Annotated in this window: 21 protein-coding genes and 2 pseudogenes; 11 read left to right on the forward strand and 12 right to left on the reverse strand. The window is 61.6% G+C overall.

Annotation, left to right across the window (positions count from 1 at the left end; genetic code table 11):
- Positions 1–52: 52 nt before the first annotated feature.
- The 7 genes and pseudogenes from map to glpK form a co-directional block, all read right to left on the reverse strand.
- On the reverse strand, positions 53–811 hold the full coding sequence (gene map / locus CO660_RS01105; RefSeq protein ID WP_085778980.1) for a type I methionyl aminopeptidase: 759 nt from the start codon (positions 809–811) through the stop codon (positions 53–55).
- Between the two features lie 81 nt (positions 812–892).
- Complete coding sequence (locus CO660_RS01110; RefSeq protein WP_097597129.1) at positions 893–1,954, reverse strand: LLM class flavin-dependent oxidoreductase; 1,062 nt, start codon at positions 1,952–1,954, stop codon at positions 893–895.
- A gap of 260 nt (positions 1,955–2,214) precedes the next feature.
- A pseudogene (locus tag CO660_RS01115) lies at positions 2,215–2,503 on the reverse strand (GIY-YIG nuclease family protein); the annotation flags it as partial.
- Positions 2,504–2,680: 177 nt separating this feature from the next.
- Positions 2,681–3,148 (reverse strand): SRPBCC family protein, encoded by a 468-nt coding sequence (locus CO660_RS01120; protein WP_097597005.1) that lies wholly within the window; start codon positions 3,146–3,148, stop codon positions 2,681–2,683.
- A 90-nt stretch (positions 3,149–3,238) separates the two neighbouring features.
- Positions 3,239–4,498, reverse strand: coding sequence for an RNA polymerase sigma factor (locus tag CO660_RS01125; protein ID WP_097597006.1), 1,260 nt, complete (start codon positions 4,496–4,498; stop codon positions 3,239–3,241).
- Positions 4,495–4,869 carry a YciI family protein gene (locus CO660_RS01130; protein WP_008530596.1) on the reverse strand — a complete coding sequence of 125 codons (375 nt, stop codon included), beginning with the start codon at positions 4,867–4,869 and terminating at the stop codon, positions 4,495–4,497. Before CO660_RS01130 ends, CO660_RS01125 begins: the two co-directional genes overlap by 4 nt.
- A gap of 110 nt (positions 4,870–4,979) precedes the next feature.
- Positions 4,980–6,473, reverse strand: a complete 1,494-nt coding sequence (gene glpK / locus CO660_RS01135) for a glycerol kinase GlpK (protein WP_097597007.1) — start codon at positions 6,471–6,473, stop codon at positions 4,980–4,982.
- A 155-nt stretch (positions 6,474–6,628) separates the two neighbouring features.
- Here glpK and CO660_RS01140 point away from each other — a divergent pair, with 155 nt between their 5' ends.
- From CO660_RS01140 to xdhC, 5 genes and pseudogenes are all read left to right on the forward strand, one after another.
- A complete protein-coding gene (locus CO660_RS01140) occupies positions 6,629–7,405 on the forward strand; it encodes a 3-hydroxybutyrate dehydrogenase (RefSeq protein ID WP_097597008.1) in 777 nt (258 codons plus the stop codon).
- 26 nt (positions 7,406–7,431) lie between these two features.
- Positions 7,432–8,895: a xanthine dehydrogenase small subunit gene (xdhA, locus tag CO660_RS01145; protein ID WP_097597009.1), complete on the forward strand. Its 1,464-nt coding sequence runs from the start codon at positions 7,432–7,434 to the stop codon at positions 8,893–8,895.
- A 196-nt stretch (positions 8,896–9,091) separates the two neighbouring features.
- On the forward strand, positions 9,092–11,431 hold the full coding sequence (gene xdhB, locus CO660_RS01150) for a xanthine dehydrogenase molybdopterin binding subunit (protein ID WP_097597130.1): 2,340 nt from the start codon (positions 9,092–9,094) through the stop codon (positions 11,429–11,431).
- Between the two features lie 24 nt (positions 11,432–11,455).
- A pseudogene (locus CO660_RS01155) lies at positions 11,456–11,827 on the forward strand (DUF559 domain-containing protein); the annotation flags it as partial.
- A 295-nt stretch (positions 11,828–12,122) separates the two neighbouring features.
- On the forward strand, positions 12,123–12,938 hold the full coding sequence (gene xdhC, locus CO660_RS01160; RefSeq protein ID WP_097597010.1) for a xanthine dehydrogenase accessory protein XdhC: 816 nt from the start codon (positions 12,123–12,125) through the stop codon (positions 12,936–12,938).
- On the opposite strand, the gene CO660_RS01165 is transcribed toward xdhC, so the two are convergent.
- A complete protein-coding gene (locus CO660_RS01165) occupies positions 12,914–13,117 on the reverse strand; it encodes a hypothetical protein (protein ID WP_097597011.1) in 204 nt (67 codons plus the stop codon). The genes xdhC and CO660_RS01165 overlap by 25 nt on opposite strands.
- A gap of 101 nt (positions 13,118–13,218) precedes the next feature.
- Between CO660_RS01165 and gcvA the strand changes: the two genes are divergently transcribed.
- A complete protein-coding gene (gcvA, locus tag CO660_RS01170; protein WP_085778988.1) occupies positions 13,219–14,115 on the forward strand; it encodes a transcriptional regulator GcvA in 897 nt (298 codons plus the stop codon).
- 54 nt (positions 14,116–14,169) lie between these two features.
- On the opposite strand, the gene CO660_RS01175 is transcribed toward gcvA, so the two are convergent.
- On the reverse strand, positions 14,170–14,502 hold the full coding sequence (locus CO660_RS01175; RefSeq protein ID WP_085778989.1) for a hypothetical protein: 333 nt from the start codon (positions 14,500–14,502) through the stop codon (positions 14,170–14,172).
- Between the two features lie 352 nt (positions 14,503–14,854).
- Between CO660_RS01175 and puuD the strand changes: the two genes are divergently transcribed.
- From puuD to CO660_RS01190, 3 genes are all read left to right on the forward strand, one after another.
- Positions 14,855–16,099 carry a urate hydroxylase PuuD gene (gene puuD, locus CO660_RS01180; protein WP_097597012.1) on the forward strand — a complete coding sequence of 415 codons (1,245 nt, stop codon included), beginning with the start codon at positions 14,855–14,857 and terminating at the stop codon, positions 16,097–16,099.
- Entirely contained in the window at positions 16,096–17,403 is a 1,308-nt protein-coding gene (guaD, locus tag CO660_RS01185) for a guanine deaminase (RefSeq protein WP_097597013.1), read from the forward strand. Before puuD ends, guaD begins: the two co-directional genes overlap by 4 nt.
- A 125-nt stretch (positions 17,404–17,528) precedes the next feature.
- Positions 17,529–18,671, forward strand: coding sequence for an alpha-hydroxy acid oxidase (locus tag CO660_RS01190; protein ID WP_097597014.1), 1,143 nt, complete (start codon positions 17,529–17,531; stop codon positions 18,669–18,671).
- 69 nt (positions 18,672–18,740) lie between these two features.
- Here CO660_RS01190 and CO660_RS01195 read toward each other — a convergent pair whose 3' ends face one another.
- Genes CO660_RS01195 through CO660_RS01205 form a run of 3 tightly spaced genes read right to left on the reverse strand, consistent with a single transcriptional unit; the run spans position 18,741 to position 22,302 of the window.
- Positions 18,741–19,181: a hypothetical protein gene (locus tag CO660_RS01195; RefSeq protein ID WP_097597015.1), complete on the reverse strand. Its 441-nt coding sequence runs from the start codon at positions 19,179–19,181 to the stop codon at positions 18,741–18,743.
- Positions 19,178–20,464, reverse strand: a complete 1,287-nt coding sequence (locus tag CO660_RS01200; protein ID WP_097597016.1) for a phosphatase PAP2/dual specificity phosphatase family protein — start codon at positions 20,462–20,464, stop codon at positions 19,178–19,180. Before CO660_RS01200 ends, CO660_RS01195 begins: the two co-directional genes overlap by 4 nt.
- A 53-nt stretch (positions 20,465–20,517) precedes the next feature.
- Entirely contained in the window at positions 20,518–22,302 is a 1,785-nt protein-coding gene (locus tag CO660_RS01205; RefSeq protein WP_097597131.1) for a bifunctional alpha/beta hydrolase/class I SAM-dependent methyltransferase, read from the reverse strand.
- 202 nt (positions 22,303–22,504) lie between these two features.
- Here CO660_RS01205 and CO660_RS01210 point away from each other — a divergent pair, with 202 nt between their 5' ends.
- Both CO660_RS01210 and CO660_RS01215 read left to right on the forward strand, forming a co-directional pair.
- The gene (locus CO660_RS01210; protein WP_097597017.1) at positions 22,505–23,116 is read left to right on the forward strand and encodes a CDP-alcohol phosphatidyltransferase family protein; all 612 of its coding nucleotides are present in this window, start codon (positions 22,505–22,507) and stop codon (positions 23,114–23,116) included.
- Positions 23,117–23,309: 193 nt separating this feature from the next.
- Positions 23,310–24,446 (forward strand): PspA/IM30 family protein, encoded by a 1,137-nt coding sequence (locus CO660_RS01215; protein WP_097597018.1) that lies wholly within the window; start codon positions 23,310–23,312, stop codon positions 24,444–24,446.
- Positions 24,447–24,451 lie beyond the last annotated feature (5 nt).

Below are 24,451 nucleotides of genomic sequence, written 5' to 3' on the forward strand. Positions count from 1 at the left end.
AGGCGCCCGCAGGGGCCTCGAAGGACGAGGCGGGCGCGCTGACGATGAAACCCTACACCCGCCCATCCGGCAGCGTCAAAATCACCGGCCCATTCCGCGTCGCAACCACCGTGTGCTCGAATTGCACAGTCGGCGCCTTCGGATCGGCATAAAGCGTCCACGCATCGTCCCCGCCTTCGGCCCAGGTCGCGCCGAGCGAAAGAAACGGCTCGACGGTGAAGACGAGGCCATCTGTCGTCACTCGCTTTTCCGACGGATCCGGCCAGGTCGAGAGCTCGGCCGGCTCCTCGTGCAGCGAGCGGCCGACGCCGTGGCTCGCCAGATTGGCGACCAGCGTATAGCGGTTCTTCTGCGCGAAAGCGCCGACGGCGGTGCCGATCTTTGCCAGAGGTTCGCCCGCTTTCACCTGATTGAGCCCCACCCAGAGCGCCCGCTTGCCGTCGCGGCAGAGGCGTTCGATCTTCGGCTTGACCGGCGGCATCGCAAAGGAAGCGCCGGTATCTGCGAAGAAGCCGTCCTTTTCCGCCGAGACGTCGATATTGATCAGGTCGCCGGCTTGGATGACACGCGCACCTGGAATGCCGTGGGCGATTTCTTCGTTGACGCTGATGCAGGTGGCACCGGGAAACTGGTAACAGAACTCCGGCGCCGAGCGCGCGCCGGAATCCTCGAGCACCTTGCGGCCGATCCGGTCGAGCTCCAGCGTCGTCATGCCCGGCTCCATCGCCGCCGCCATCACCTGGATGGCGTTGGCGCAGATCCGGCCGATCTCTTTGAGCTTTGTCAGTTCATCGTCGTTTGCGATTACCATTCGTCTCTTCCGGCCTGCACGCGACGGCCGCGGCCGCCTTAGAGCACGCGTCCGGCAGGACGCGCTGAGGAATTGCGCTAATCAAGCCGTGGCTTTCGCCCCTTCGCCCCTTTCAGTCAATGCCTTTCTGACGATCGGCGCGACTTTCGTCCCGTAGAGCTCGATGCCGCGCATGATCTGATCATGCGGCATCAAGCCGATCGCCATCTGCAGCAGGAAGCGGTCGTTCTTGAATATCGCGTGATGGGCGATAATCTTTTCCGCAGCCGCTTCGGGACCGCCGACGAAGAGCGCGCCGTTCGGCCCGCGCGACAGATCGAAATGCGCACGGCTCGTCGGTCCCCAGCCGCGCTCGCCGCCGATACGGTTCATTACCTCGGCCTGTGGGCCGTAGAACTGGTCAGCCGCTCTCTCGGTCGTGTCGGCGATGAAGCCATGGACATTGATGCTGGTCTTCAGTTTCGCCTGATCCTGCCCCGCCCGGCGCGCCGCCTCGCGGTAGAGATCGAACAGCGGCGCAAACCGGCGCGGCTCGCCGCCGATGATCGCGAGCGCCACCGGCAGTCCGAGTGCGCCGGCGCGCGCCACCGACTGCGGTGTGCCGCCAACCGCGATCCACAGCGGCAGCGGATCCTGCAGCGGCCTCGGATAGACACCGCGTCCGTTGATCGCCGCGCGAAGCTCCCCCTTCCACGTGACAGTCTCGTCGTCGCGCAACGCCAGCAGCAGATCGAGCTTCTCCTCGAACAGCTGGTCGTAATCCTCGAGATTGTAGCCGAACAGCGGGAAGGACTCGATGAAAGAGCCACGCCCTGCCATGATCTCGGCACGGCCGTTGGAAATGAGATCAAGTGTCGAAAACTGCTGGAACACCCGCACCGGATCGTCCGAGGAGAGCACCGTCACGGCGCTGGTCAGCCGGATGTTTTTGGTTTTGACGGCCGCAGCCGCCAACGCCACGGCGGGGGCCGATACCGCATAATCCGGCCGATGATGTTCGCCGAGTCCGAAGACGTCGAGCCCCACTTGATCGGCAAGCTCGATCTCCTCGATCAGATGCTTCAGCCGCTCGGCCCCCTCAGCTCCCTTACTGCGGGAGGGATTAGGATTGACATCGGCGAATGTGTAAAGCCCCAGTTCCATCATCGGCATCCTGTTGAACTCGATCCGGAGATAAGGATGGAGGTGATGGAGCGCAAACACAAATTGTGGAACGGATCGTTCGAGAATCTTGATAGGCGTTAGTTTTCACGGGCTCGACGGGCACCAACTGCGCGGTATGATTGGGTGAAGACAGGACGATTTAAAGAGTCTTTGCGCCGTAGACACGGCGCTGCTGGATTCCTGTGCTTGTCACAGGAATCCAGCAGTCGTCGTCCGCGCGACAGGAGACTCATCCTCTCCAGGCCCAAGAGATGAAACGAAATGTCCTCCCATTCGGGATTCTCCCGCTCGATCAGATCGAGCTTCCACAGTCGCGGCCATTTTCTTAATCGTCTTTTCACGCGTGATCGCTGTCGTCAGCAGATCATGTTCTTCGAACCACACCAGCGTCTTGACACCATACTTCGACGTAAAACCCGGCGTCAGCTCATTCTGATGCTCGAATAGCCGGCCGGCAAGATCACGCGTCACGCCGGTATAGAGCTTGCCGTTGCGTGCGGATGCGAGGATATAGACGTACCCTTTCATAACAGCAGATTGGCACAGGATAGATCCCACGTCGACAGAGACACCGACGCGCCCGAATCCCCAATTCGAATCTGAATTCAACGACTTCTAAGCCCCAGCGGAATCATCTTCCAAGCAACCTCACGCCGCACTTGAAGCGTCGGGAAGGCGAGGCCTACCCCTCGCCGTCCCCAGCAATCACATCGTCGCCAGCAGTTCCGCCAGCTGGTCCGCGGCCTTGCCCCATCCCTCATGGAAGCCCATCTTCTCGTGCGCTTCCTTGTCCTCGGCGCGCCAGTGCAGCGCCCTGGCCGTATATTTCGTCCTGCCGTTGCCGAGGTCTTCCAGCAGGATGACGACGGTGAAGAAAGGCTTGTCAGCCGGCACCCAGGCGCTGCAATAGGCGTCGGTGAAGACGATCTTCTCGTTCTCGACCACCTCCAGATAGACGCCGCGGTTCGGATACTGATTGCCCTCGGGATCCTGCATGACGACAGCGCTGGAGCCGCCGGGCCGCACGTCGAGCGTTGCTTCCGCCACACCCCAGGGGCGCGGCACGAACCATTGCTTCAGCAGGTCCGGATCGGTCCAGGCTTTGTAAATCTTCTCGCGCGAAGCGTCGAATTCGCGAACAAGGACGAGTTCATGTTGCGTGCTGGCGGTCATTTCAACATCTCTCCGTTTGAGTGAAACCCGGTTCGTATCAGGTTGTTACAAGGACGTGTCAAACTTCGCCGTTCCGACAGCACGCCGAAATTAATTTGCAATCGGCTGCGCCGCCTCTTCCTGCATCTTGTCGATCTGCCGGCGGATATGGGCGGCTTCCGCCGCCGAATGGGCAAGCGCGATGGCATGGTCGAAGGCTTCGCGCGCTTGGCTGGTCAAGCCAAGCTGCTTCAGCAGCCCGCCCCGCAGACCGTGATAATAGAAATAGCCCCCGAGCTTCTCGCCGAGCGGATCGATGAGATCCAGCGCTGCCTGGGGCCCGTGCAGCTTGGAAACGACGACCGCGCGATTGAGCGTTACGACAGGCGACGGCTGAACACGCTCCAGCGCGCGGTAAAGCAGATCGATTTCCGTCCAGTCGGTGTCTTCGGCCCGTTTCGCGCGGGAATGGATGGCGGCGATGGCAGCCTGAAGCTGGTAGGGGCCAGGTTGGCGGTGGCGCAGCGCCTTGTCGAGCAGCGCCAGGGCCTCATTGATGAAAAGCTGGTTCCAGAGAGAGCGGTCCTGATCCTCGAGCAGCACGATCTCTCCTCCGGCGCTGAAGCGCGCCGGGCGGCGCGATATCTGCAGAAGCATGAGCGCAAGCAACCCCATCAACTCCGGTTCCGACGGAGAGATGTGCAGCATCAGGCGTCCCAGCCGGATCGCCTCGTCGCTGAAGGCGGCCGCCCCATGTTCGGGATCCGCCTGACTGTAGCCCTCGTTGAAGATGAGATAGATCATCGTGCTGACGATCGAAAGACGCTCGGCCCTCTCCTCGGGGCTCGGCGTTTCGAAAGGCACGCCGGCCTTCGCGACACGCGCCTTGGCCCGGGTGATGCGCTGCTCCATGGCGCTTTCGGAGACAAGGAATGCGCGCGCGATCTGCGTCACCGAAAGGCCGGAGACGATGCGCAGCGCCAGCGCGATCTGCTGGGTCGCCGGCAGATCGGGATGGCAGCAGATGAAGAGAAGCCGCAGGATATCGTCGCGATAATTGGAATCATCCAGCCGCTCGACAATGTCGCTTTCGGCATCCTCGGTATCGGAAATGAGGTCCTCGTCCGGCAGCGCCTGAAGCTTCGAGCGTTTGCGCACCGCGTCGATACCGCTGTTGCGACCGACGAAAATGAGCCATGCCGTCGGGTCGCGCGGCGGTCCCTTTTCCGGCCATGTCCGGATCGCCCTCAGGCATGCCTCCTGGAACGCTTCTTCCGCGGTGTCGAGATCGCGGAAATAGCGCAGCAGCGCGCCGAGCGCCTTCGGCCGGGCAGAGGCAAGCGCGAGGTCGATCCAGGCAATGTCGGTCATGATGCAGCATCTCCCGGCCGGAACACGTAGAAAGGCCGAATTTCGTAAGAGGTGGAGCCGGGATTGACCGAGGATAGCTGTTTCGAGAAGGCGACCGCCTCGTCGAGCGTATCGAAGTCAACCACGTAAAAGCCGAGAAGCGCCTCTTTCGTTTCCGCGAACGGCCCGTCAATCACCAGAGCTTCGTCCTTGCCCTTGCGCACGGTCGTCGCCGCCGTCGTCGGCATGAGCCGGCCGACGGGGCCCAGCTTGCCGGCTTTGGCAAGCGGCTCCTGCACAGCGTAAAGCTTCTCCATGACGGCAGCCTCTTCCTCCTTGCTCCAGGCGAAGACGGTTTCCTCATGGGCGTAACAAAGGATTGCATAAAGCATCGGTCACTCCTCTTTCCGAATGACGAAGGAGTAACCGCTTACCCGACAGGCCGCATCAAAAAATTACCCAGCTCAGCGGCGATTGCAGGAACCACGGCTCTTACCGAAGGCTAGCCTTCGCTCAACGTCCGCCTGACTGCATTCTTCCAGCCCTTGGTCTTTGCCGTCCGCACCTTCTCGTCCATGTCGGGCTCGAACCGCCGGTCGCGTTTCCACGTTGCCGAAAACTCATCCCTATCCGGCCACACCCCCGCCCGGCTGCCGGCGAGCCAGGCCGCACCCAAGGCGGTGGTCTCCAGGATCACCGGGCGGTCGACAGGAGCGTCGAGCAGGTCGGCGAGGCGCTGCATCGTCCAGTCAGATGCGACCATGCCGCCGTCGACGCGGAGCACCGTATCCTCAGCACCATTCTTCCAGTCCTTCTGCATGGCATCGAGCAGGTCCCGGGTCTGGTAACAGACGGCTTCGAGCGCCGCCCGGGAAAGCTCCGCAGGGCCGCTGTTGCGCGTCAGCCCGAAAATCGCGCCGCGCGCCTGGGCATCCCAATATGGCGCTCCAAGCCCGGTGAAGGCCGGGACGAGATAGACCTCCTGCGTGGGATCGGCCTTTTCGGCAAGCGCATTGGTCTCGGCAGCACTATCGATGATGCGAAGCCCGTCCCGCAGCCATTGCACGGCAGCACCCGCGATGAAGATCGAACCTTCGAGCGCATAGGTCGTCTCGCCGTTCAGGCGGTAGGCAATTGTTGTCAGCAGCCGATTTTTCGAACGCACCATATCGGCGCCGGTATTGAGCAGCGCGAAACAGCCGGTGCCGTAGGTCGATTTCAGCATGCCGGGCGCAAAGCAGGCCTGACCGATAGTCGCCGCCTGCTGATCACCGGCGACGCCGAGGATGGGGATAGCAGCGCCGAAAATCTCCGGATCGACCGTGCCGAAATCGGCAGCGCAGTCCTTGACCTCCGGCAGCATAGCGGCCGGCACTCTCAGAATGTCGAGCAGATCCTCGTCCCATGCATTTTCGGCAATGTTGTACATCAGTGTGCGCGAAGCGTTGGTGGCGTCGGTCACGAAGCTCTTGCCGCCCGTCAGCCGCCAGATCAGGAAGGTGTCGATCGTACCGAAGCAGAGATCGCCTCTGGCCGCACGCGTCCGCGCCCCCTTCACATTGGCAAGCATCCAGGAGAGCTTCGTGCCCGAGAAATAGGGATCAAGGATGAGTCCGGTCTTCTTTGTGAAAACCCGTTCCAGATCCTGCCGTTTCAGGTTGTCGCAATAGCTTGCCGTGCGCCGGTCCTGCCAGACGATGGCATTCTGGATCGGTCGGCCGGTCTCCCGCTCCCAGACGACAACTGTCTCGCGCTGGTTGGTGATGCCAAGGGCGGCGATGTCCTTCGCCGTCACCTTGGCTTCGCGCAGCGCCATATGAATGGTGGAGATGACTGAATCCCAGATCTCCTCAGGATCATGCTCGACCCAGCCGGAGCGCGGATAAATCTGGGTGAATTCTTTCTGGCCCTTTCCGGCGACCTGCATGTCGCCATCGAAGACGATGGCCCGCGTCGATGTCGTCCCCTGATCGATAGCCAGAACATATCCACCCATGAAATCCTCCTCAAACGTGTGATTATCGTAGCAAATCAATAGGACACGGATACGGGCGAGAAAAGCGAATAAAGCGCAATTGCCAGCCAGCCGGCTTTGGGAATAACCTCGCGGCTAACGCTGCGACGCAGCATCGGCATTCAGGGAGAAGCAGCATGAGCAGATCAGTCGTCGTCACCGGTTCCACCAGCGGCATCGGCCTTGCGATCGCCACCGCCTTCGCCGAAACCGGCGACAACGTCGTCATCAACGGGTTTGGAAATGCCGATGAAATCAAGGCGATCGTCGAGCGACTTGAATCGGTATCGAAAGGCCGGGCGATCTATCATCCGGCCGACATGACCAAGCCCCCCGAGATCGCCGACCTGATCGAAACGGCCGCAAAAACCTTCGGCAGCGTCGATGTCCTCGTCAACAATGCAGGCATTCAGCATGTCGAGAAGATCGAGGATTTCCCGATCGAAAAATGGGACCAGATCATCGCCATCAACCTGTCGAGCTCCTTTCACACCATGCGCGCCGCCATTCCGCTGATGAAGGCAAAGAAGCATGGCCGCATCATCAACATCGCCTCGGCTCACGGCCTCGTCGCCTCGCCTTTCAAATCCGCCTATGTGGCGGCAAAACATGGTATATTAGGCCTGACGAAGACAGCGGCGCTGGAACTTGCCGAATTCGGCGTGACGGTCAACGCCATCTGCCCCGGCTACGTGCTGACGCCGCTCGTCGAAAAGCAGATACCCGATACCGCCAAGGCCCGCGGCATAACCGAGGAGCAGGTGAAAAGCGAAGTCATCCTCAAGGCGCAGCCGACGCGTGAATTCGTCAAGGCCGAGGAGATCGGCGCGCTGTCGCTCTACCTCGCCAGTGACGCCGCCCGCCAGGTGACGGGAACCCACATCTCGATTGACGGTGGCTGGACGGCGGCTTAACCATTGGAAAAACAACCGGGAATACCATGAACGACAGCATTCGCTTCATCCTGAATGGCGAGGACATCGAACTCACCGATGTCGGACCGACCGAGACGCTTCTCGATTTTCTGCGGTTGCAGCGGCGCCTCACCGGCACCAAGGAGGGATGCGCGGAAGGCGACTGCGGCGCCTGCACCGTGCTCGTCGGCCGGCTTGTCGACGGCAAGCTTGCCTATGAATCCGTCAATGCCTGCATCCGTTTCACCGGCTCGCTGCACGCCACGCACGTGGTGACGGTCGAGCACCTGGCCGGCCGGGATGGCGCGCTGCATCCGGTGCAGCAGGCGCTGGTCGATTGCCACGGTTCGCAATGCGGCTTCTGCACCCCGGGCTTCGTCATGTCGCTCTACGGGTTATGGCTGACGAAGGAAAAACCAAGCCGCCGCGAAATCGAAAAGGCATTGCAAGGCAATCTCTGTCGCTGCACCGGCTATGAGCCGATCGTCAAGGCCGCCGAGCAGGTGAGCCTGATGCGGCCGAGCGCGCTGTTCGATCCGCTGGAGCGCGCGCGTTCGGAAATCATCGCGCGGCTCTGGGCCATGCAGGCGAGCGACACCATCCGCATTGCCAGGAGCGAAGACCGGTTGATCGTACCTGCTTCGGTCCAGGCGTTGGCTGAAGTTCTCTCGCAGGAACCGGATGCGATCGTGGTCGCCGGCTCGACCGATGTCGGTCTCTGGGTGACCAAGCAGATGCGCCGGCTGAGCCCCGTCGTTTTCATCAATCACTTGAGCGAATTGCAGTCGGTCACGGAAAACGAGGACGGTGTCACCATCGGCGCCGGCGTCAGCTATACCGGCGCCTTTGCGGCGATCGCGAAAAAGATCCCGGCGCTCGGACGGCTGATCGACCGCATTGGTGGCGAGCAGGTGCGCAACATGGGCACGATCGGCGGCAACATCGCCAACGGCTCGCCGATAGGCGACAGCCCGCCGCCGCTGATCGCGCTCGGTGCGACGCTGACGCTGCGCTCCCTGGAAGGCCAGCGCAAAATGCCGCTCGAGGATTTCTTTATCGCCTATGGCAAACAAGACCGCAGGCCAGGCGAGTTCGTCGAAAACGTCTTCGTGCCCTATCCCAAGGCCAGCCGCTTTGCGGCTTACAAGATCACCAAGCGCCGCGACGAGGACATCACCGCCGTTCTCGGCGCCTTCCTGCTGACCCTTGACGATGCCGAGACGGTCACCGACATCCGTGTCGCCTTCGGTGGCATGGCTGCAACGCCGAAACGCGCTCGCACGGTGGAGGGAGAACTGATCGGCAAACCTTGGACGGAAGCAACGATCGAGGCGACCCGCCCCGCCTTCGACGCCGATTTCCAGCCGCTCACCGACTGGCGCGCCACGGCGGAATATCGCCAGCTGACGGCGAAGAATTTGTTGACGCGGTTCTATCTGGAAACGGTGGGGGCGCCGGCCGAACTGAAGCGGTTCGAGGAGGTGGCATGATGGGTTGTTTCGCAAATTGGCCCCTCGCCCTAACCCTCTCCCCGCTTGCGGGGAGAGGGAACGTGCCTCGCGCAATGTTTGCGAGAGCAAGAGGCGGTGCGGCATATCCCTTCTCCCCGTCAGAACGGGGAGAAGGTGGCGGCAGCCGGATGAGGGGCCACCGCGCGCACAGGGCTGGTCACGGAGGACTGATCTAATGGACAAGTCCACCTTCGAGGACCCTAAAGTCGTCATCTCCGGCCCCATGCACGGCTCGCTGCGCCATGATTCCGCGCACAAACACGTCACCGGAACCGCCGACTACATCGACGATATTCCCGAACCCGCCGGCCTGCTGCACGGCGCGCTCGGCCTCTCCGACCGGGCACATGCCGAAATCCTCAGCATCGATCTTTCCGCGGTCGCCGCCTATCCCGGCGTCGTCTGGGTCTTCACCGGCAAGGAAGTGCCCGGCGTCAACGACACCAGCTCCAACGGCAGCCATGATGAACCGCTGCTGGCCGAAACTTTGGTTCAGTTCCACGGCCAGCCGATCTTTGCCGTCATCGCCGAGACGCGCGAGGCCGCCCGCCGCGCCGCGCGGCTCGCCAAGATCGACTATCGTGACCTGCCGCACTGGCACGATATCGACGGCGCGCTTGCCAATGGCAGCCCGCTGGTCACAACGCCGATGACGCTGCAGCGCGGCGAGCCGGAAACGGAAATGTCGAACGCCGCGATGCGGCTAAAGGGCCAGATGCGCATCGGCGGCCAGGAGCATTTTTATCTCGAAGGCCATATCGCCGTGGCGATCCCCGGCGAAGATGACGAGGTCACCGTCTGGTCCTCGACACAGCATCCGAGCGAGATCCAGCACATCGTCGGCCATGTGCTGGATATCCCGTCTAATGCCGTTACCGTCAACGTGCGCCGCATGGGCGGCGGCTTCGGCGGCAAGGAAACCCAAGGCAACCAGTTCGCCGCACTCGCGGCGATCGCCGCCAAGAAGCTCGGCCGCGCCGTCAAATTCCGTCCGGATCGCGACGAAGATATGAGCGCCACCGGCAAGCGCCACGATTTCCTCGTTGATTACGAGGTGGGCTTCGACGCCGAAGGTCGTATCCACGCCGTCGATGCGACTTATGCGGCCCGCTGCGGCTTTTCCTCCGACCTCTCGGGCCCGGTGACCGACAGAGCGCTTTTCCACGCCGATTCCAGCTATTTCTATCCGCATGTGCTTCTGCAGTCGAAACCCTTGAAAACGCACACCGTCTCCAACACCGCCTTCCGCGGGTTCGGCGGGCCACAGGGCATGCTCGGCGCCGAACGCATCATCGAGGAGATAGCCTATGCCCTCGGCAAGGATCCGCTCGATATCCGCAAGCTGAATTTCTACGGACAGCCGGGTTCCGGGCGCACGCTGACCCCCTACCATCAGGAGGTCGAGGACAATATCATCGCCCGCGTCGTCGAAGAGCTGGAGGAAACGGCCGACTACCGGGCGCGGCGCAACGCCATTATCGGCTTCAACCGCGACAGCCGCTACATCAGAAAAGGCATCGCGCTGACGCCGGTCAAATTCGGCATCTCCTTTACGATGACCGCCTTCAACCAGGCCGGCGCCCTCGTCCATGTCTATCAGGACGGCTCGATCCACCTGAACCATGGCGGGACCGAAATGGGCCAGGGCCTCTATACCAAAGTGGCGCAGGTGCTGGCCGACAGTTTCCAGGTCGACATCGACCGCGTGAAGATCACAGCGACGACAACGGCGAAAGTGCCGAATACTTCGGCCACCGCCGCCTCATCAGGCTCGGATCTGAACGGCATGGCCGCCTTCGATGCCGCCCGCCAGATCAAGGAACGTCTGGTAGGCTTCGCTGCGGAGAAATGGGAAGTGGCGCCTTCCGAGATCGTCTTCCTGCCGAACCGCGTGCGCGTCGGCGAGAGCGAGATCCCCTTTCCAGATTTCATCAAGCAGGCCTATTTCGCCCGTATCCAGCTTTCCGCCGCCGGCTTCTACAAGACGCCGAAGATCCACTGGGACCGCAAGGCCGGCCGCGGCACCCCCTTCTACTATTTCGCCTATGGCGCCGCCTGCACCGAGGTCTCGATCGATACGCTGACCGGCGAATATTTGATCGACCGCACCGACATTCTCCACGATGTCGGCCGTTCGCTGAACCCGGCGATCGACATGGGCCAAGTCGAGGGCGGCTTCGTGCAGGGCCTGGGCTGGCTGACGACAGAAGAACTTTGGTGGGACGACAAGGGCCGGCTGCGCACCCATGCCCCGTCGACCTACAAGATCCCACTCGCCTCCGACCGCCCGAAGATCTTCAACGTGCGGCTTGCCGAATGGTCGGAGAATGCCGAAGCGACGATCGGCCGCTCCAAGGCCGTCGGCGAACCGCCCTTCATGCTGGCGATCTCGGTGCTGGAAGCCCTGTCGATGGCGGTCGCCAGCGTCGCGGACTACAAGGTCTGCCCGAGACTGGACGCGCCGGCGACGCCGGAGCGGGTGCTGATGGCGGTGGAGCGGATGAAGCGGGTGTAGATGACGGCTGAGGTGTCCGATCCCGAAGATATTAGGAAGAGACGTCCAGGCAAAACTCGTCAGGCCCGCAAACTGCGTCAAACCGAAACGGAAGTGGAGTATCGGCTTTGGGGCGATCTGCGAAATCGACGGCTGAACGGATATAAGTTTACGCGACAAGCTCCGCTCGGGACGACCTACATCGCCGATTTTCTCTGTCGCGAAGAGCGACTGATTGTCGAAATCGATGGATTTCAACATGCCGACAATATGTCTGACATGGCTTGCACCTTGTGGCAAAACCAGGCCCCGATCCTCCGATTTTGGAATCACGAAATAACCCGAGAGCGAAGAGCAGTCCTCGACACGATCCTTACGGCACTTGAAGGGCGAATATTCCAGCGAAATGATATCCTTTCGCTTCTATCCTGCGATCGTTCGTTCCGAGGGTGTGAAAACGTAATGCACTTGAATCAGGCCCCCTCATCCGACCCTTCGGGCCACCTTCTCCCCGCCGGGGAGAAGAGGGAGCAAGCCGCTCGCGCACTGCCCGTCCGAACGGTTACACCGGAGAGCGCCCTTTTAGAACGGATGATGGGATCAACGGCGAAGCGGCGATCTCCCTCTTCTCCCCAGCGGGGACAAGGTGGCCCGAAGGGTTGGATGAGGGGGTCTTCGCGGCATACTCCCAAGGTCGCGAGGTCCATCCCTGATGACTGACCTCTCGACCTTTCTCACTGCCCACCCCGACGCAATCCTCGTCGACATCACCGGCACGCAAGGCTCCACTCCGCGCGAGGCCGGCGCTTTCATGCTCGTTTCGGTGAACGCCCTCTGGGGCACGATCGGCGGCGGGCAGTTCGAGTTCATGGCAATTGCAAATGCGCGTGAGATTCTGGCTGGAACCGGCGGAGCGATTACCATGGACATCCCGCTCGGCCCCGAAATCGGCCAATGTTGCGGCGGGCGCACGCAACTGCGGTTTCGGCGCTTGACGCAGGCGCTGAAGGATGAGCTCGAGGCAAGGCTTGCCGGCGAGATCGACAGGCTGCCGGAGGTCTTTCTCTTCGGCGCCGGCCACGTCGGCCGGGCGCTGGCGTCGGCCCTTGCGCCGCTGCCGCTGTCCGTGACGGTCGTCGAAACGAGGCAGGAAGAGCTTGCTAACCTTCCGGATGAAATCAACACCCGGCTCGTGCCAATGCCGGAAGCGTTGGTGAAGGATATTTCCGCCGGCGGAGCGGTCGTCATCCTCACCCACGACCACGCGCTGGATTTCCTCATCGCCCGCGAGGCGCTTGAGAGAACCGACCTCGCCTATATCGGCATGATCGGCTCGGCGACCAAACGCGCCACCTTCGCAAGCTGGCTTTCCCGTGAGGCCGGCGGCGACCGCGCCTGGATAGAGCGGCTGACGCTGCCGATCGGCGGTTCGGCCGTCAGGGATAAGCGCCCGGAAGTGATCGCCGCGATGACGGCCGCCGAAATCCTGACGGCACTCGCAGCCTACCGCATGCGCTCGTCTTCATAATAGGGATCGCGGCCGTCGAGGAAACCAAGGTCGCGCTTGACGCGGTCTGGCGTGGCGGAAAGGTCGAGCCGCGGCAAACGGCAGAAGCGATTGGCGCTTCCCGCCAGCCAACTGGCAAGACGCAGGAAAACACTGCTATTCCGTTGCGGCCGGCTCTCTTCGATAGCTTGGCAATCCATGACGTCACCTCATTAGATTGATGGTATGAGTTGCAGCTTGCCGCTAAAAATGCTGCTATTCCAATCGAACGATCGTCTGCCTGCATCAAGAGAACTTATCCATGAAGCTGTCGAAGCAATTTCCGCTGAATGCGCTGCGCGTCTTCGAAGCCGCCGCCCGGCTCGGCAGCTTCACCAGGGCAGGTGATGAGCTCGGCATGACGCAGACGGCCGTCAGCTATCAGATCAAGCTCCTGGAGGAGAATGTCGGCGAGCCGCTCTTCCTGCGCCGCCCCCGCCAGATCGCGCTGACGGAGACCGGCGAGCGGCTGGCCCCGAAGGTGACCGAGGCCTTTGCCATGCTGCATGATGCGATGGCAACGGCGCGCGACAGCGTCGAAGGCACGCTCGCCATCAGCTCGACCCATACCTTCGCCTCGAAATGGCTGGCGCCCCGCCTCGGCTCCTTCCATTTGAAGCATCCGGCGATCGCGGTGCGGTTTCAGGCGACCTCCGACATCATCGACTTCGCCCGCGAACAGATCGACGTCGGCATCCGCTGGGGCGACGGCAACTGGCCGGGGCTCGCGCTGCACCGGTTGATGGGCCTGGAGTTCACGCCGATGCTGAGCCCGAAGCTGGCGGAATCGGCAGGCGGCATTAAGGAGCCGCGCGATCTCCTGAAATTCGACCTCTTCGACGCCGGCGACATCTGGTGGAAGCAATGGTTCGAAGCTGCCGGCGTTACCGATACGGATCTCGATCGGCGCCCGCGCAACCAGTTGGGCTCTCAGGCGATGGAAGCCGACGCGGCGATCGCCGGTCACGGCGTCGCCATCCTCCACCCCGCCTTCTATGAGGCGGAGATCGCGCTCGGCCGGCTCTATCAGCCTTTCGACCTGACCCGCAGCGACGGCAAGGCCTACTGGCTCGCCTATCCCGAAAATCGCCGCAACGTGCCGAAGATCAAGGCCTTCCGCAACTGGATCCTGGAAGAGATGAAAGCCGCCGGAAACTGATCCGGCAAACAGATCAGGTCCAATCAGGCTGAATAGGCCTTGCTAGGTTCGGCTTCAAAACCCCATTTCCGGCGCATAGAAGCAGCGCGGCGTGTTCTCGTTGGGAAACAGACAGAGGTGATAATCACCATCGCCGGACTGCATTGCCTTCGTCATCGGCAGCAGAAAGACGTGAGCATGCGTGACCAGCCGGTGGTCGCCCGGCATCAGCGTCACACGATATCCGTTTGGTGTCACCGCCACGCTTTTCGACGGAATCATCTGGCAATCGCCATTATGACTGTCGCCATTGCAACAATAGGGGTCATAACTCCACCCCGAAGGTGCGTCGTGAGCCGTCGCCAACGATGCGTATGCCATCATCACACACGTCAGAATGCTGCGCATGGGCATCTCTCCGTCGATGAATGCGCCGCCGATATCTAACGTTTCTTTTTATTTCATGCCGGCGGCCTGCAAACCTAACTGTATCTGCTAATCATAGTTTCAAGATCGGCAAATCTTTGCCAATCCAGTATGAGACAGTCATAATGCATGGCCTTCTCGGCAGCTTTTAGGCACGGGACGACAGATCGGCGATGCGTCAGCGGTCGCCGACATAGGCGAAACCAATGGCGACTGCCAGCGCCCCGCCCCGGCCCGCCGCCTTGCGAAGGGCCTGTGCGGTTCATCATTCTCCTCTTTCCTCCCCGCCAAAATTTCCGCAATGTCGCGAGTCGGAGGAAGATAGGGGAACTCGATGTATGAATATGCCATAGCATGGGAATGGCTCGCCTTCGCGGCCCGCTGGTTCCATGTCGTCACCGCGATCGCCTGGATTGGATCATCCTTCTATTTCATCGCACTCGATCTGGGACTGGTGAAACGCCCGCATCTGCCGCCCGGCGCCTATGGCGAGGAATGGCAGGTTCATGGCGGCGGCTTCTATCATATCCAGAAATATCTGGTGGCGCCCGCTCAGATGCCGGAACACCTGACATGGTTCAAATATGAGAGCTATTTCACCTGGATCTCCGGCTTCCTCATGCTCTGCATCGTCTATTATGGCGGCGCCGACCTGTTTCTCATCGATCGCCACGTCCTCGATATCAGTCCGCCCGTCGCGATCCTGATCTCGTTGGCGTCGCTGGCCTTCGGCTGGATCGTCTATGACCTGCTGTGCAAATCCCCGCTTGGCCGCAACACCTGGGGGCTGATGGCAGTGCTCTATGTGGTGCTGGTCTTCATGGCCTGGGGTTATACGCAGCTCTTCACGGGGCGCGCCGCCTTCCTGCATCTCGGCGCCTTTACCGCGACGATCATGTCGGCGAACGTCTTCATGATCATCATCCCGAACCAGAAGATCGTCGTCGCCGACCTCATCGCCGGGCGCACGCCCGATCCGAAATACGGGCAGATCGCCAAGCAGCGCTCGCTCCACAACAACTACCTGACGCTGCCCGTCATCTTCTTCATGCTGTCGAACCATTATCCGCTGGCCTTCGGCACGGCGTTCAACTGGGTGATTGCGGCGCTGGTCTTCCTGATGGGCGTCACCATCCGCCACTGGTTCAACACCACCCATGCGAGGAAAGGCCGCCCAACCTGGACCTGGATCGTTACCGTCATCCTCTTCATCCTGATCATGTGGCTTTCGACGGCGCCAAAGCTGCTGACCGGCGAGACAGATGCGCATGCGACGGCAGTGGCGCCGGCCTTCCAGCAATTCGCCGGAGATCCGCATTTTCCGGCCGTCAAGCAACTGGTCTCGACACGCTGTTCCATGTGCCATGCGGCCGAGCCCGCCTATGAAGGCGTCGTGCGGCCGCCGAAAGGCGTGATGCTCGAAACCGACGCGGAAATTGCCGCCCATGCCCGAGAAATCTATATACAGGCAGGCCGCAGCCATGCCATGCCGCCCGGCAACGTGACCGATATTACCCCGGACGAACGCAGACTGCTCGTCGCCTGGTTCGAAAGCGCAGTCGAAGGCAAGAAACAATGACGACGACACTTCTCCGCGGTCGCCTCCTCTCTTTCCATCGCGCGCCGCTGAGTCTCGCCGACAGCCAGAGTTATCTCTACGAGGAAGACGGTGGCCTGCTGATCGAGGACGGGCTGATCGCCGCAGTCGGCTCCTATACCGACATCAAGGCAAAGGCAGCCGCTGGTGTGGCCGAGATCGACCATCGTCCGCATCTGATCCTGCCCGGCTTCATCGACATGCATCTGCATTTTCCGCAGATGCAGGTGATCGCCTCCTATGCAGCCAACCTGCTCGAATGGCTGAATACCTACACTTTCCCCGAGGAATGCCGCTTCGTCGAAAGTGCGCATGCGCAAAGGATCGCCACACATTTCTACGACGAGCTGATCCGCCACGGCACGACGACGGCGGTCGCCTATTGCTCCGTGCACAAGACCTCGGCCGACGCCTTCTTCGCCGAGGCGATGAAGCGCAATATGCGCATGGTCGGCGGCAAGGTGATGATGGACCGCAACGCCCCCCAGGGCCTGCTCGACACGCCTGAGATGGGTTATGACGAGACCCGCCAGGTGATAGCGGACTGGCACGGCAAGGGCCGCAACCATGTCGCCATCACCCCGCGCTTCGCCATCACCTCGACGCCGGCGCAGATGGAGGCTACGTCGGCGCTCGCCCGCGAATTTCCCGATCTTCACATCCAGACGCATCTTTCGGAAAACCACGACGAGATTAAATTCACCTGCGAGCTCTATCCCGAGGCGATCGACTATACCGACATTTACGCCCGCTACGGTCTGCTCGGGCCGAAGAGCCTCTTCGGCCACGCCATCCACCTGTCCGAACGCGAGGCCGATGTCATGAGCGAGGCCGGCGCCGTCGCCGTCCATTGCCCGACCTCAAACCTCTTCCTCGGCTCCGGTCTCTTTCCGCTGAAGGCGCTGACGCGGCGCCAAAACCCGGTCCGCATCGGTGTCGCAACCGATATCGGCGGCGGCTCCAGCTATTCGATGCTGAAAACAATGGACGAGGCCTACAAGATCCAGCAGTTGCTCGGCGAGCGGCTGAACCCGCTGGAAAGCTATTACCTGATGACGCGCGGCAATGCCGAGGCGCTGTCGCTCGCCGACCGGATCGGCACGCTGGACCCCGGCACCGAAGCGGACCTCGTCGTCCTCGACGCGGCCGCGACCCCGGCCATGGCGCTGAAGATGGAAACGGTAAAGACCCTGCCCGAGGAACTCTTCCTGCTTCAGACGATGGGCGACGACAGAGCGATCGCCGAGACCTACGTTTCCGGCATTGCCTTGAAAACAGGGCTTTGACGATATCGGTTCCCCCCCAACGAGGTACAGTGAAGACCGTCTGAGGCGGATGTTTCCCGTAACCCTTCTTTTGGGATTCATGTTATGGGCGATGGTCGCATTTAAACCTGTAGAAGGTTCGATTCATGGCAACTCCGCTCACCATCGACGATCTGAAAAAACTCGCGCAGCGCCGCGTGCCGAAAATGTTTTTCGACTATGCGGATTCAGGCGCCTGGACGGAATCCACCTATCGGGCGAATGAAAGCGATTTCGGTCAGATCAAGCTGCGCCAGCGCGTGCTGGTCGACATGAGCGACCGCACGCTCGAAACGACGATGATCGGCCAGAAAGTATCGATGCCGGTAGCGCTCGCACCGACCGGCATGACCGGGATGCAGCACGCCGACGGCGAGATGCTGGCGGCGCGGGCGGCGGAAGAATTCGGCGTTCCCTTTACCCTGTCGACGATGAGCATCTGCTCGATCGAGGACGTCGCCTCGGTGACGACGCGTCCCTTCTGGTTCCAGCTCTACGTGATGAGGGACAAGGATTTCGTCCTCGACCTCATCCGTCGCGCCAAGGCGGCGAAATGCTCCGCGCTGGTGCTGACCGCCGACCTGCAGATCCTCGGCCAGCGCCATAAGGACCTGCGCAACGGTCTCTCGGCCCCACCGAAATTGACCGCGAAACATATCTGGCAGATGGCGACCCGGCCCCTCTGGTGCCTTGATATGCTGCAGACGAAGCGCCGGTACTTCGGCAATATCGTCGGCCATGCCAAGAACGTCGCCAACGTTGCCTCCGTGCCCAAGTTTGCGCACGAGCAATTCGATCCACGGCTGTCCTGGGCTGATATCGCCTGGATCAAGGAGCAATGGGGCGGCCCGCTGATCATCAAAGGCATCCTCGATCCCGAAGACGCGAAGGCCGCCGCCGATACCGGCGCCGATGCGATCATCGTTTCCAATCATGGCGGCCGTCAGCTCGACGGCGCCCCCTCCTCGATCAGCATGCTGCCTGCGATCGTCGACGCCGTCGGCGACCGCATCGAAGTCCACCTCGACGGCGGCATCCGCTCCGGCCAGGATGTGCTGAAGGCCGTGGCGCTCGGCGCGAAGGGCACCTATATCGGCCGCCCCTTCCTCTACGGGCTTGGCGCCATGGGCAAGGAAGGCGTCACGCTGGCGCTCGACATCATCCGCAAGGAGATGGACATCACGATGGCCCTCTGCGGCAAGCGCGACATCAACGACGTGGATGCGTCGATCATATCGGGGCGCGGCTGAGAGAAGTCGGCATTTGCTGAACGCCCCGATGGGTCGGCAAGATCTTCGACCTGCGCAACGGCATGCGATTCAGCACAGCGGCCGGCCGTCACCCGCGGTGAACAGCAGGATCGCAAAAATCACGAGACAGATGGCGAGCGCCAAACGCTGCCGCCAAACGATGCGGCGCGATCCGGCAATCCGCCTCTCGAGGCCGGGCGGTGTCCCGTCAGGCTTGCGAAGCTGCATCCGGGAGAGCAGGTCGTCGACGGCGGCAAGACCGGCGGCCTCTGTCTCATGGCTCGACGCGAGGCGAAACAACAGCGCATCGAAAAGGAGATGGATCGCCAGCGCAAGGACGATCCCGCAGAAGACGAGCGTCAACAGCCAGCCGAATGCTGGAGCGAAACCTCGATATCCCTGAGTGATCGGGCCGATAATCAGCGGCAACAGCGCTGTCAGCCCGCAGACGATCGAATTGCGGCCGAGATTTCGCGCAGCAGCCGAGGCCTTGGCATTCCATTGCGTCATTGCAAGCCCTCCGTCACGGCATGGATGCTTTCCTCGGGCAGATGAACACGCCGCCCTGCCCTTTCGATCAGCCGCAGCGCTTCTGCTGGAGTTTCGCAACGTCGGCTGATGAGCAGCCATCGCACGATGACGCCGGCGCTCCGCTGGAAACCGAGCGCACAGCAGACGAGGACCGGTCCCTGGTGGCGCGCAATCTCGATGAGGTTCGCCGCGGCTCGCGTCTGGATCTCGTCGAGGCCTGTCAGATCGAGGGTGGGAAAACTGCACCAGCGCCTTGATGTCCCGCTTGGGCGCTGAAACTCGCCGGTGATGTCGATCACCGTGGCGAAATGGTCGGCCTCGTGGCGGCGCGGAAAACGGCCGAGATGGACACCGTCAATGATCATCACGGATGCCGGCATTTTGCGTGTCCAGAGCCAAACGTTGATGATAGCGCCGAGCCGGTAGGGCGCCAGTAGCCAGCGGCTGGCAAGCGCGGCCCGGCCATCGGCGCGTTTCAGGAATATCTGCGGGCCGGCGCCGAGATATCCGGCTGCGACGATCGCCAGCGCAACCGCCGGCCAGAGCAACAGAAGCGCTGCGGCCGACAGAGGAGTAAAGAGCGCTGCAAGGCCGAGAAATGCGAGAGCACCGCACAGATAATAGATGCCGAGACGGCGCGACTTCGGATCGTCGCTCAACGCAAAATTGGCAAGAGGCGAACCGGCATCGCGTGGGAAAAGCCAGGCGGCAAACAGACCGAGCAGCACGCCGGTCGGTATGTCCATGACGTGATGCTGCCACGTCGTCAGCACGGAGGCGCCGATGAGGAAGCACCAGCAGTGCCAGAGAAGCCGGGCCCTGCGCGGCAGCCGGCTGCGCAGATGGTCCCAGATCACCACCAGCAGCGCGATATGCAGCGACGGCGCCTGGTTGAACGGCTTGTCGAAGCCACCGAGGACAGCAAACATGAAACCGGGCAGGCCGCTCGTGGCCGGCCGCACGAAGATTGCTTCGAGCGGAAACGCGATAAAACAGGCGACTGCGATTAACTGGATCGTCAGATAACGCCTCGCCAGCATATCCACATCGCGCGGCGTCGTGTTGATGAACAGGCAGAGCCCGTAGAACAGATTGATCGACCAATATGGAATGATCGTCCATCCCAAGAACGGAATGGCGCTTTCCCATGCGAAGGCAATGTTCGACACATCAGCGCGTTGCGACGCCAGCCAGTTGGCGCCGCCATAGGTCAGATAGAAGAACGGCGCCAGGAAGGCGAGCCAGAACGCCGCCCGCTTCATAACCGGCGCTGTTCGGGAAAGAGGAGAATGTGCCTGCCCCAACGGCGTTGCCCTCAAACTCTCTCCGCCAGCGAGACGGTGAAAATGCCCCACTGGTCGATGCGCTGTTCGATCTTGCGGAAACCGGCTGCGGTGACCAGCTGGTCCATTTCCTCTTGCGTGCGCCGCCGCATCACCCATGCCTGACCGCCGCGATGAGAGGTGAGCGCGCGGGCAATCATCTCCAGCTGTGGATGCCATGGCTGGTTGGTGTAGACGAGCAGACCGCCGGGCTGCATCGCGCTGGCGACCCCCTCGAGCGAAGCGGCGATCATCTGATTGTCGGAAAACAGCTCATACAGGCCGGAGACGATCGCGAGGTCCGGAGCCGGCGTGATTGCGGCCAGCCCCCCGCCGTCAAAGGCATCCTGCTGGCGGAAGCTCACAAAATCACTGAGGCCGCGCGCGGCGATGCTGTTGCGGCCGGCCTCGACGTTGATGAGGGAATAATCCTGCAGCCGCACGCTATCGGGACGCACTGCAGCGGTCTCGATAGCATCAAGGACATATCGCCCGTGCCCGGCCGCTATGTCGAGCATATGAGTGCTGCGGCCGGCGGCTTTCAGGCGCTGCAGCCCGTGGTCGATCAGTTCCTGCAAATGCAGCTTGCGTTGCCTGATGCCGCGCCAGCCGACCGCCTCGAGGAACACCCGGTCGATCAACCGCCCGCCGGGACCGAGCCCGCGCGGCTTGTTTTCGTAGACGTAATCGAGCGTCGAGCCGGAATCGAAACCCGTCTTGACGCCGGTCCTTATGCCTTCGGACAGCAGCGCGCCGATCCTGATGTTGAGACGGCTGAGCGCCCAGTACATGCCGCGTGCGGATGTTGCATCCAACGGGCTCGCGAGCCGGTCGGCTTCGTCCTTGGTATAGCCCTGGACATGGGCGGTGCGCAGGTCGGCAGGCGCCCGGGGCTCAGCGAAACGCGCATCGATAAAACGACGGATTTCGGCCAGCGCAATCGCGCGATCCTTTTCGCCGAGCGTGTCGTGGTAGAAGCCGGCAAACACGTGCCGTTCCTTGATGCGGCTGCCGAGGTTTTCGTAAAACCGGTGCTGCGGCGTGTGTCGTACCACCCAGTCGCTGCCGGAGATCAGCAACTGGGTCGGAACGGTGATGGCGCGGGCGTCGTCGACGACGCGGGCCGCCGCCTCGTAGAGCTGCAGCAGAATGTTGGAGGCAATCGGCCGCGTGATCAATGGATCGGATTCAAAAGAGGCAATACGCTCGGGATCATGCGTCAGAAACTTCGCCTTGACGTAAGAATTGACGAAGAATGTCCCCTTGAACTTTTCCCAGAGCGCAATGCCTTCCTTGGCGAAAGGCACATAGAGCTTGACGCTGAAAGCCGGTGAGGCCAGCACCAGCGCGCGGATCGGCGGCGCATAGTCGTGCACCCAGGTGGCGGCAAGGACGGCGCCGACGCTCTGCGCAATGACGGCGATGTCTTCGACCGCAGTACCGCTGGTCTCGCTGACATGGCGGACGAAGCAATCGAGATCACGCGCCGAGGCAGCGAAGGATGGCGAATAACCGCGCTCTCCCGGCGAACGTCCGTGACCGCGCGCGTCCCAGGCGTAGAAGGCAAAATCATCGAGGCCGAGCTCGGTGGCGAGATGAGCGACGCGGCCGCTATGCTCGTGGCCGCGATGGAGAAGAATGATGGCGCCCTTCGGTGAAGCACCGGTCGCAGGCCACGTCCGATAAAACAGTCGAGTCCCGTCATGCGATGCGAATTCGGATTCATGCATGGGTCTGGTCGTCGAGGACGGTTGCTCGCTGTCGGTAGTCTGCAGCACGGTCGTCTCCAATTCTGATCAGTGGATAGGTTGCATCTATTGCCGGCAACAGTGAGTTGCTTTCATTGCAAAAGTCTAGCTGCAAATGATAAGTCCTTTGGGTGAGCCGATTTGAAGTGCGGGCTTTCCCACAGCTACGATGATCCGCACGGACCCAGCCGGGATAGACTGTTCAAATGCCGCGAAATTCCACTGAGGTACCATGTCTGTTTATCAATTGAAGTCCCGGTTTCAGAATATTCTTCGCCCCCTGGTGCGCTCGCTTGCGACACGAGGTGTTACCGCCAATCAGGTGACTTCTGTTGCTGCCGCCGTCTCGGTTGCACTTGGGCTTTTCCTCAGCGTCGCCCCGCTTCCGCATTGGTTCGTGTTGGTGCCTGCATGGTTTCTACTGCGCATGGGCCTCAATGCCATTGACGGCATGCTCGCGCGCGAACATGGGCAAAAGAGCATTTTGGGCGCCTATCTCAACGAGATCGGTGACGTCGTGTCGGATGCCGCCCTTTATTTCCCGTTTGCGCTCATCGATCCGAACGATCTGATGCCGGTCATGGCTGTCATATTCCTCTCGGCACTGACGGAATTTGCCGGCGTCCTGGGTCAAACGGTTGGGGCAAGCCGGCGTTATGACGGGCCGCTGGGCAAGAGCGACCGTGCGGTGCTTTTCGGCGCGCTCGGCATCTTTGTCGCCGTTGGCGGCACGTTTGCCGCATGGACCTCATGGCTTTGGGCCGTGGTGGCCCTGCTTCTCGTATGGACCACCATCAACCGTATCAGCGCCGGTATTCGGGAGTCGCAAACGGCCACCCGATAGAAAGCGCGGAGCCGATCGGCCGCCCGTTCTTTCACTGGCACTGTATTTCGAAACTAGTGTTGAACGCTGCTTCTTACGAGTTGCTTGGTTGGCGCTTCTTCCAAGCCACTCTCCTCCTAACGACCTATTAAATACAGCCTCTATTTTTTTCCGCTCCCTTGAAAGCACAAAAGCGGTGCTTTATGTCTTAGTCATGGCAAACGTGAGCAAGACACAGCATCCATCGCAGTTGCGCTACGTGCTGGCACCGGATGATCATGCCCGCCAGGCGCTTGATGACACCATCGCCGCCTACCGCAGGATGATCGACATCCTCGCTGAAATCATCGACGACAAGGCAGGCGCCAATCTCGTCGTCCTGCACGACCTTGCCTATGAAACCGTGCGCGAACAAACGGGCCTGCCTGCACGGCTGGTCACACTCGGCCTTCGCGATTTCGCTGCCAATCGCGGCATGATCGTCGACCCGCCGCAAATGCCACTCGACGACAAGCTCTTCGCCATCAAAGGCCCTTCGGATCTGACCATCGCCACCGTGCATGGACGCGTTGCCGTGCCCTTCGATGTCGCCGGTTATTCACGGGGATGGGAGAGCATTTTTCCGGCCTACCTCGTTGCAGAGCCGGATTACGAGATCCACATCGGCGTCACGCCGAATTCCGCTCGGATGGAGGAAAACATGACGAATGAAGGCATTCTATCCCGCATGGGCCGTCTGATCGCGGGCATCGCGAATGCAGCGGTCGACAAGGCGGAAGGCATCAACAAGATCGCCGTCATCGAACAGGCGATCCGCGAGATCGACGCGGCGGCTGATGAGGCCCGCACCGATCTCGGCAAGGCGCGCGCCGAGGAATATCGCATCCAGAGCCGCAGGGACGAGATCGTCGGAGATATGAACGCGCTCGACGGAAAGATCCGCCTCGCCGTCTCTTCCGGGCGCGATGATCTGGCAAAGGCCGGCGTCGCCCGCCAGATCGATCTCGAATCCCAGATCGCCGCGCTCGACAAGGCGCTGGCCGATGCCAGGCAGCAGCTGGACGAAGGCCAGAAAGCCCTACAGGCCGTGCTCGCCACGCGCCGCGAGGCCGACGCCCGCCTTGCCGATTTCAAGCGCAGCATCGCCAGACATCCCGAGGACGCCGCTACAGGCCATAGCCGGTCCGCGCCGGGCGCCGATGCTGCCCGGGCTGCGGCGGCGGTGTCGCGGCTGACCGGCGTTCCATCAGGCGACCATATCAACAGCTCCGAACTGGATGAACTCGACCGGCTGCATCGCGAACAAGCGATCGAAGCACGCCTCGCACGCTTCAAGGCGGATAACCGGTAACGCCG

It is taken from the genome of Rhizobium sp. L9 (assembly GCF_002531885.1).
Classification (GTDB): Bacteria; Pseudomonadota; Alphaproteobacteria; order Rhizobiales; family Rhizobiaceae; genus Rhizobium.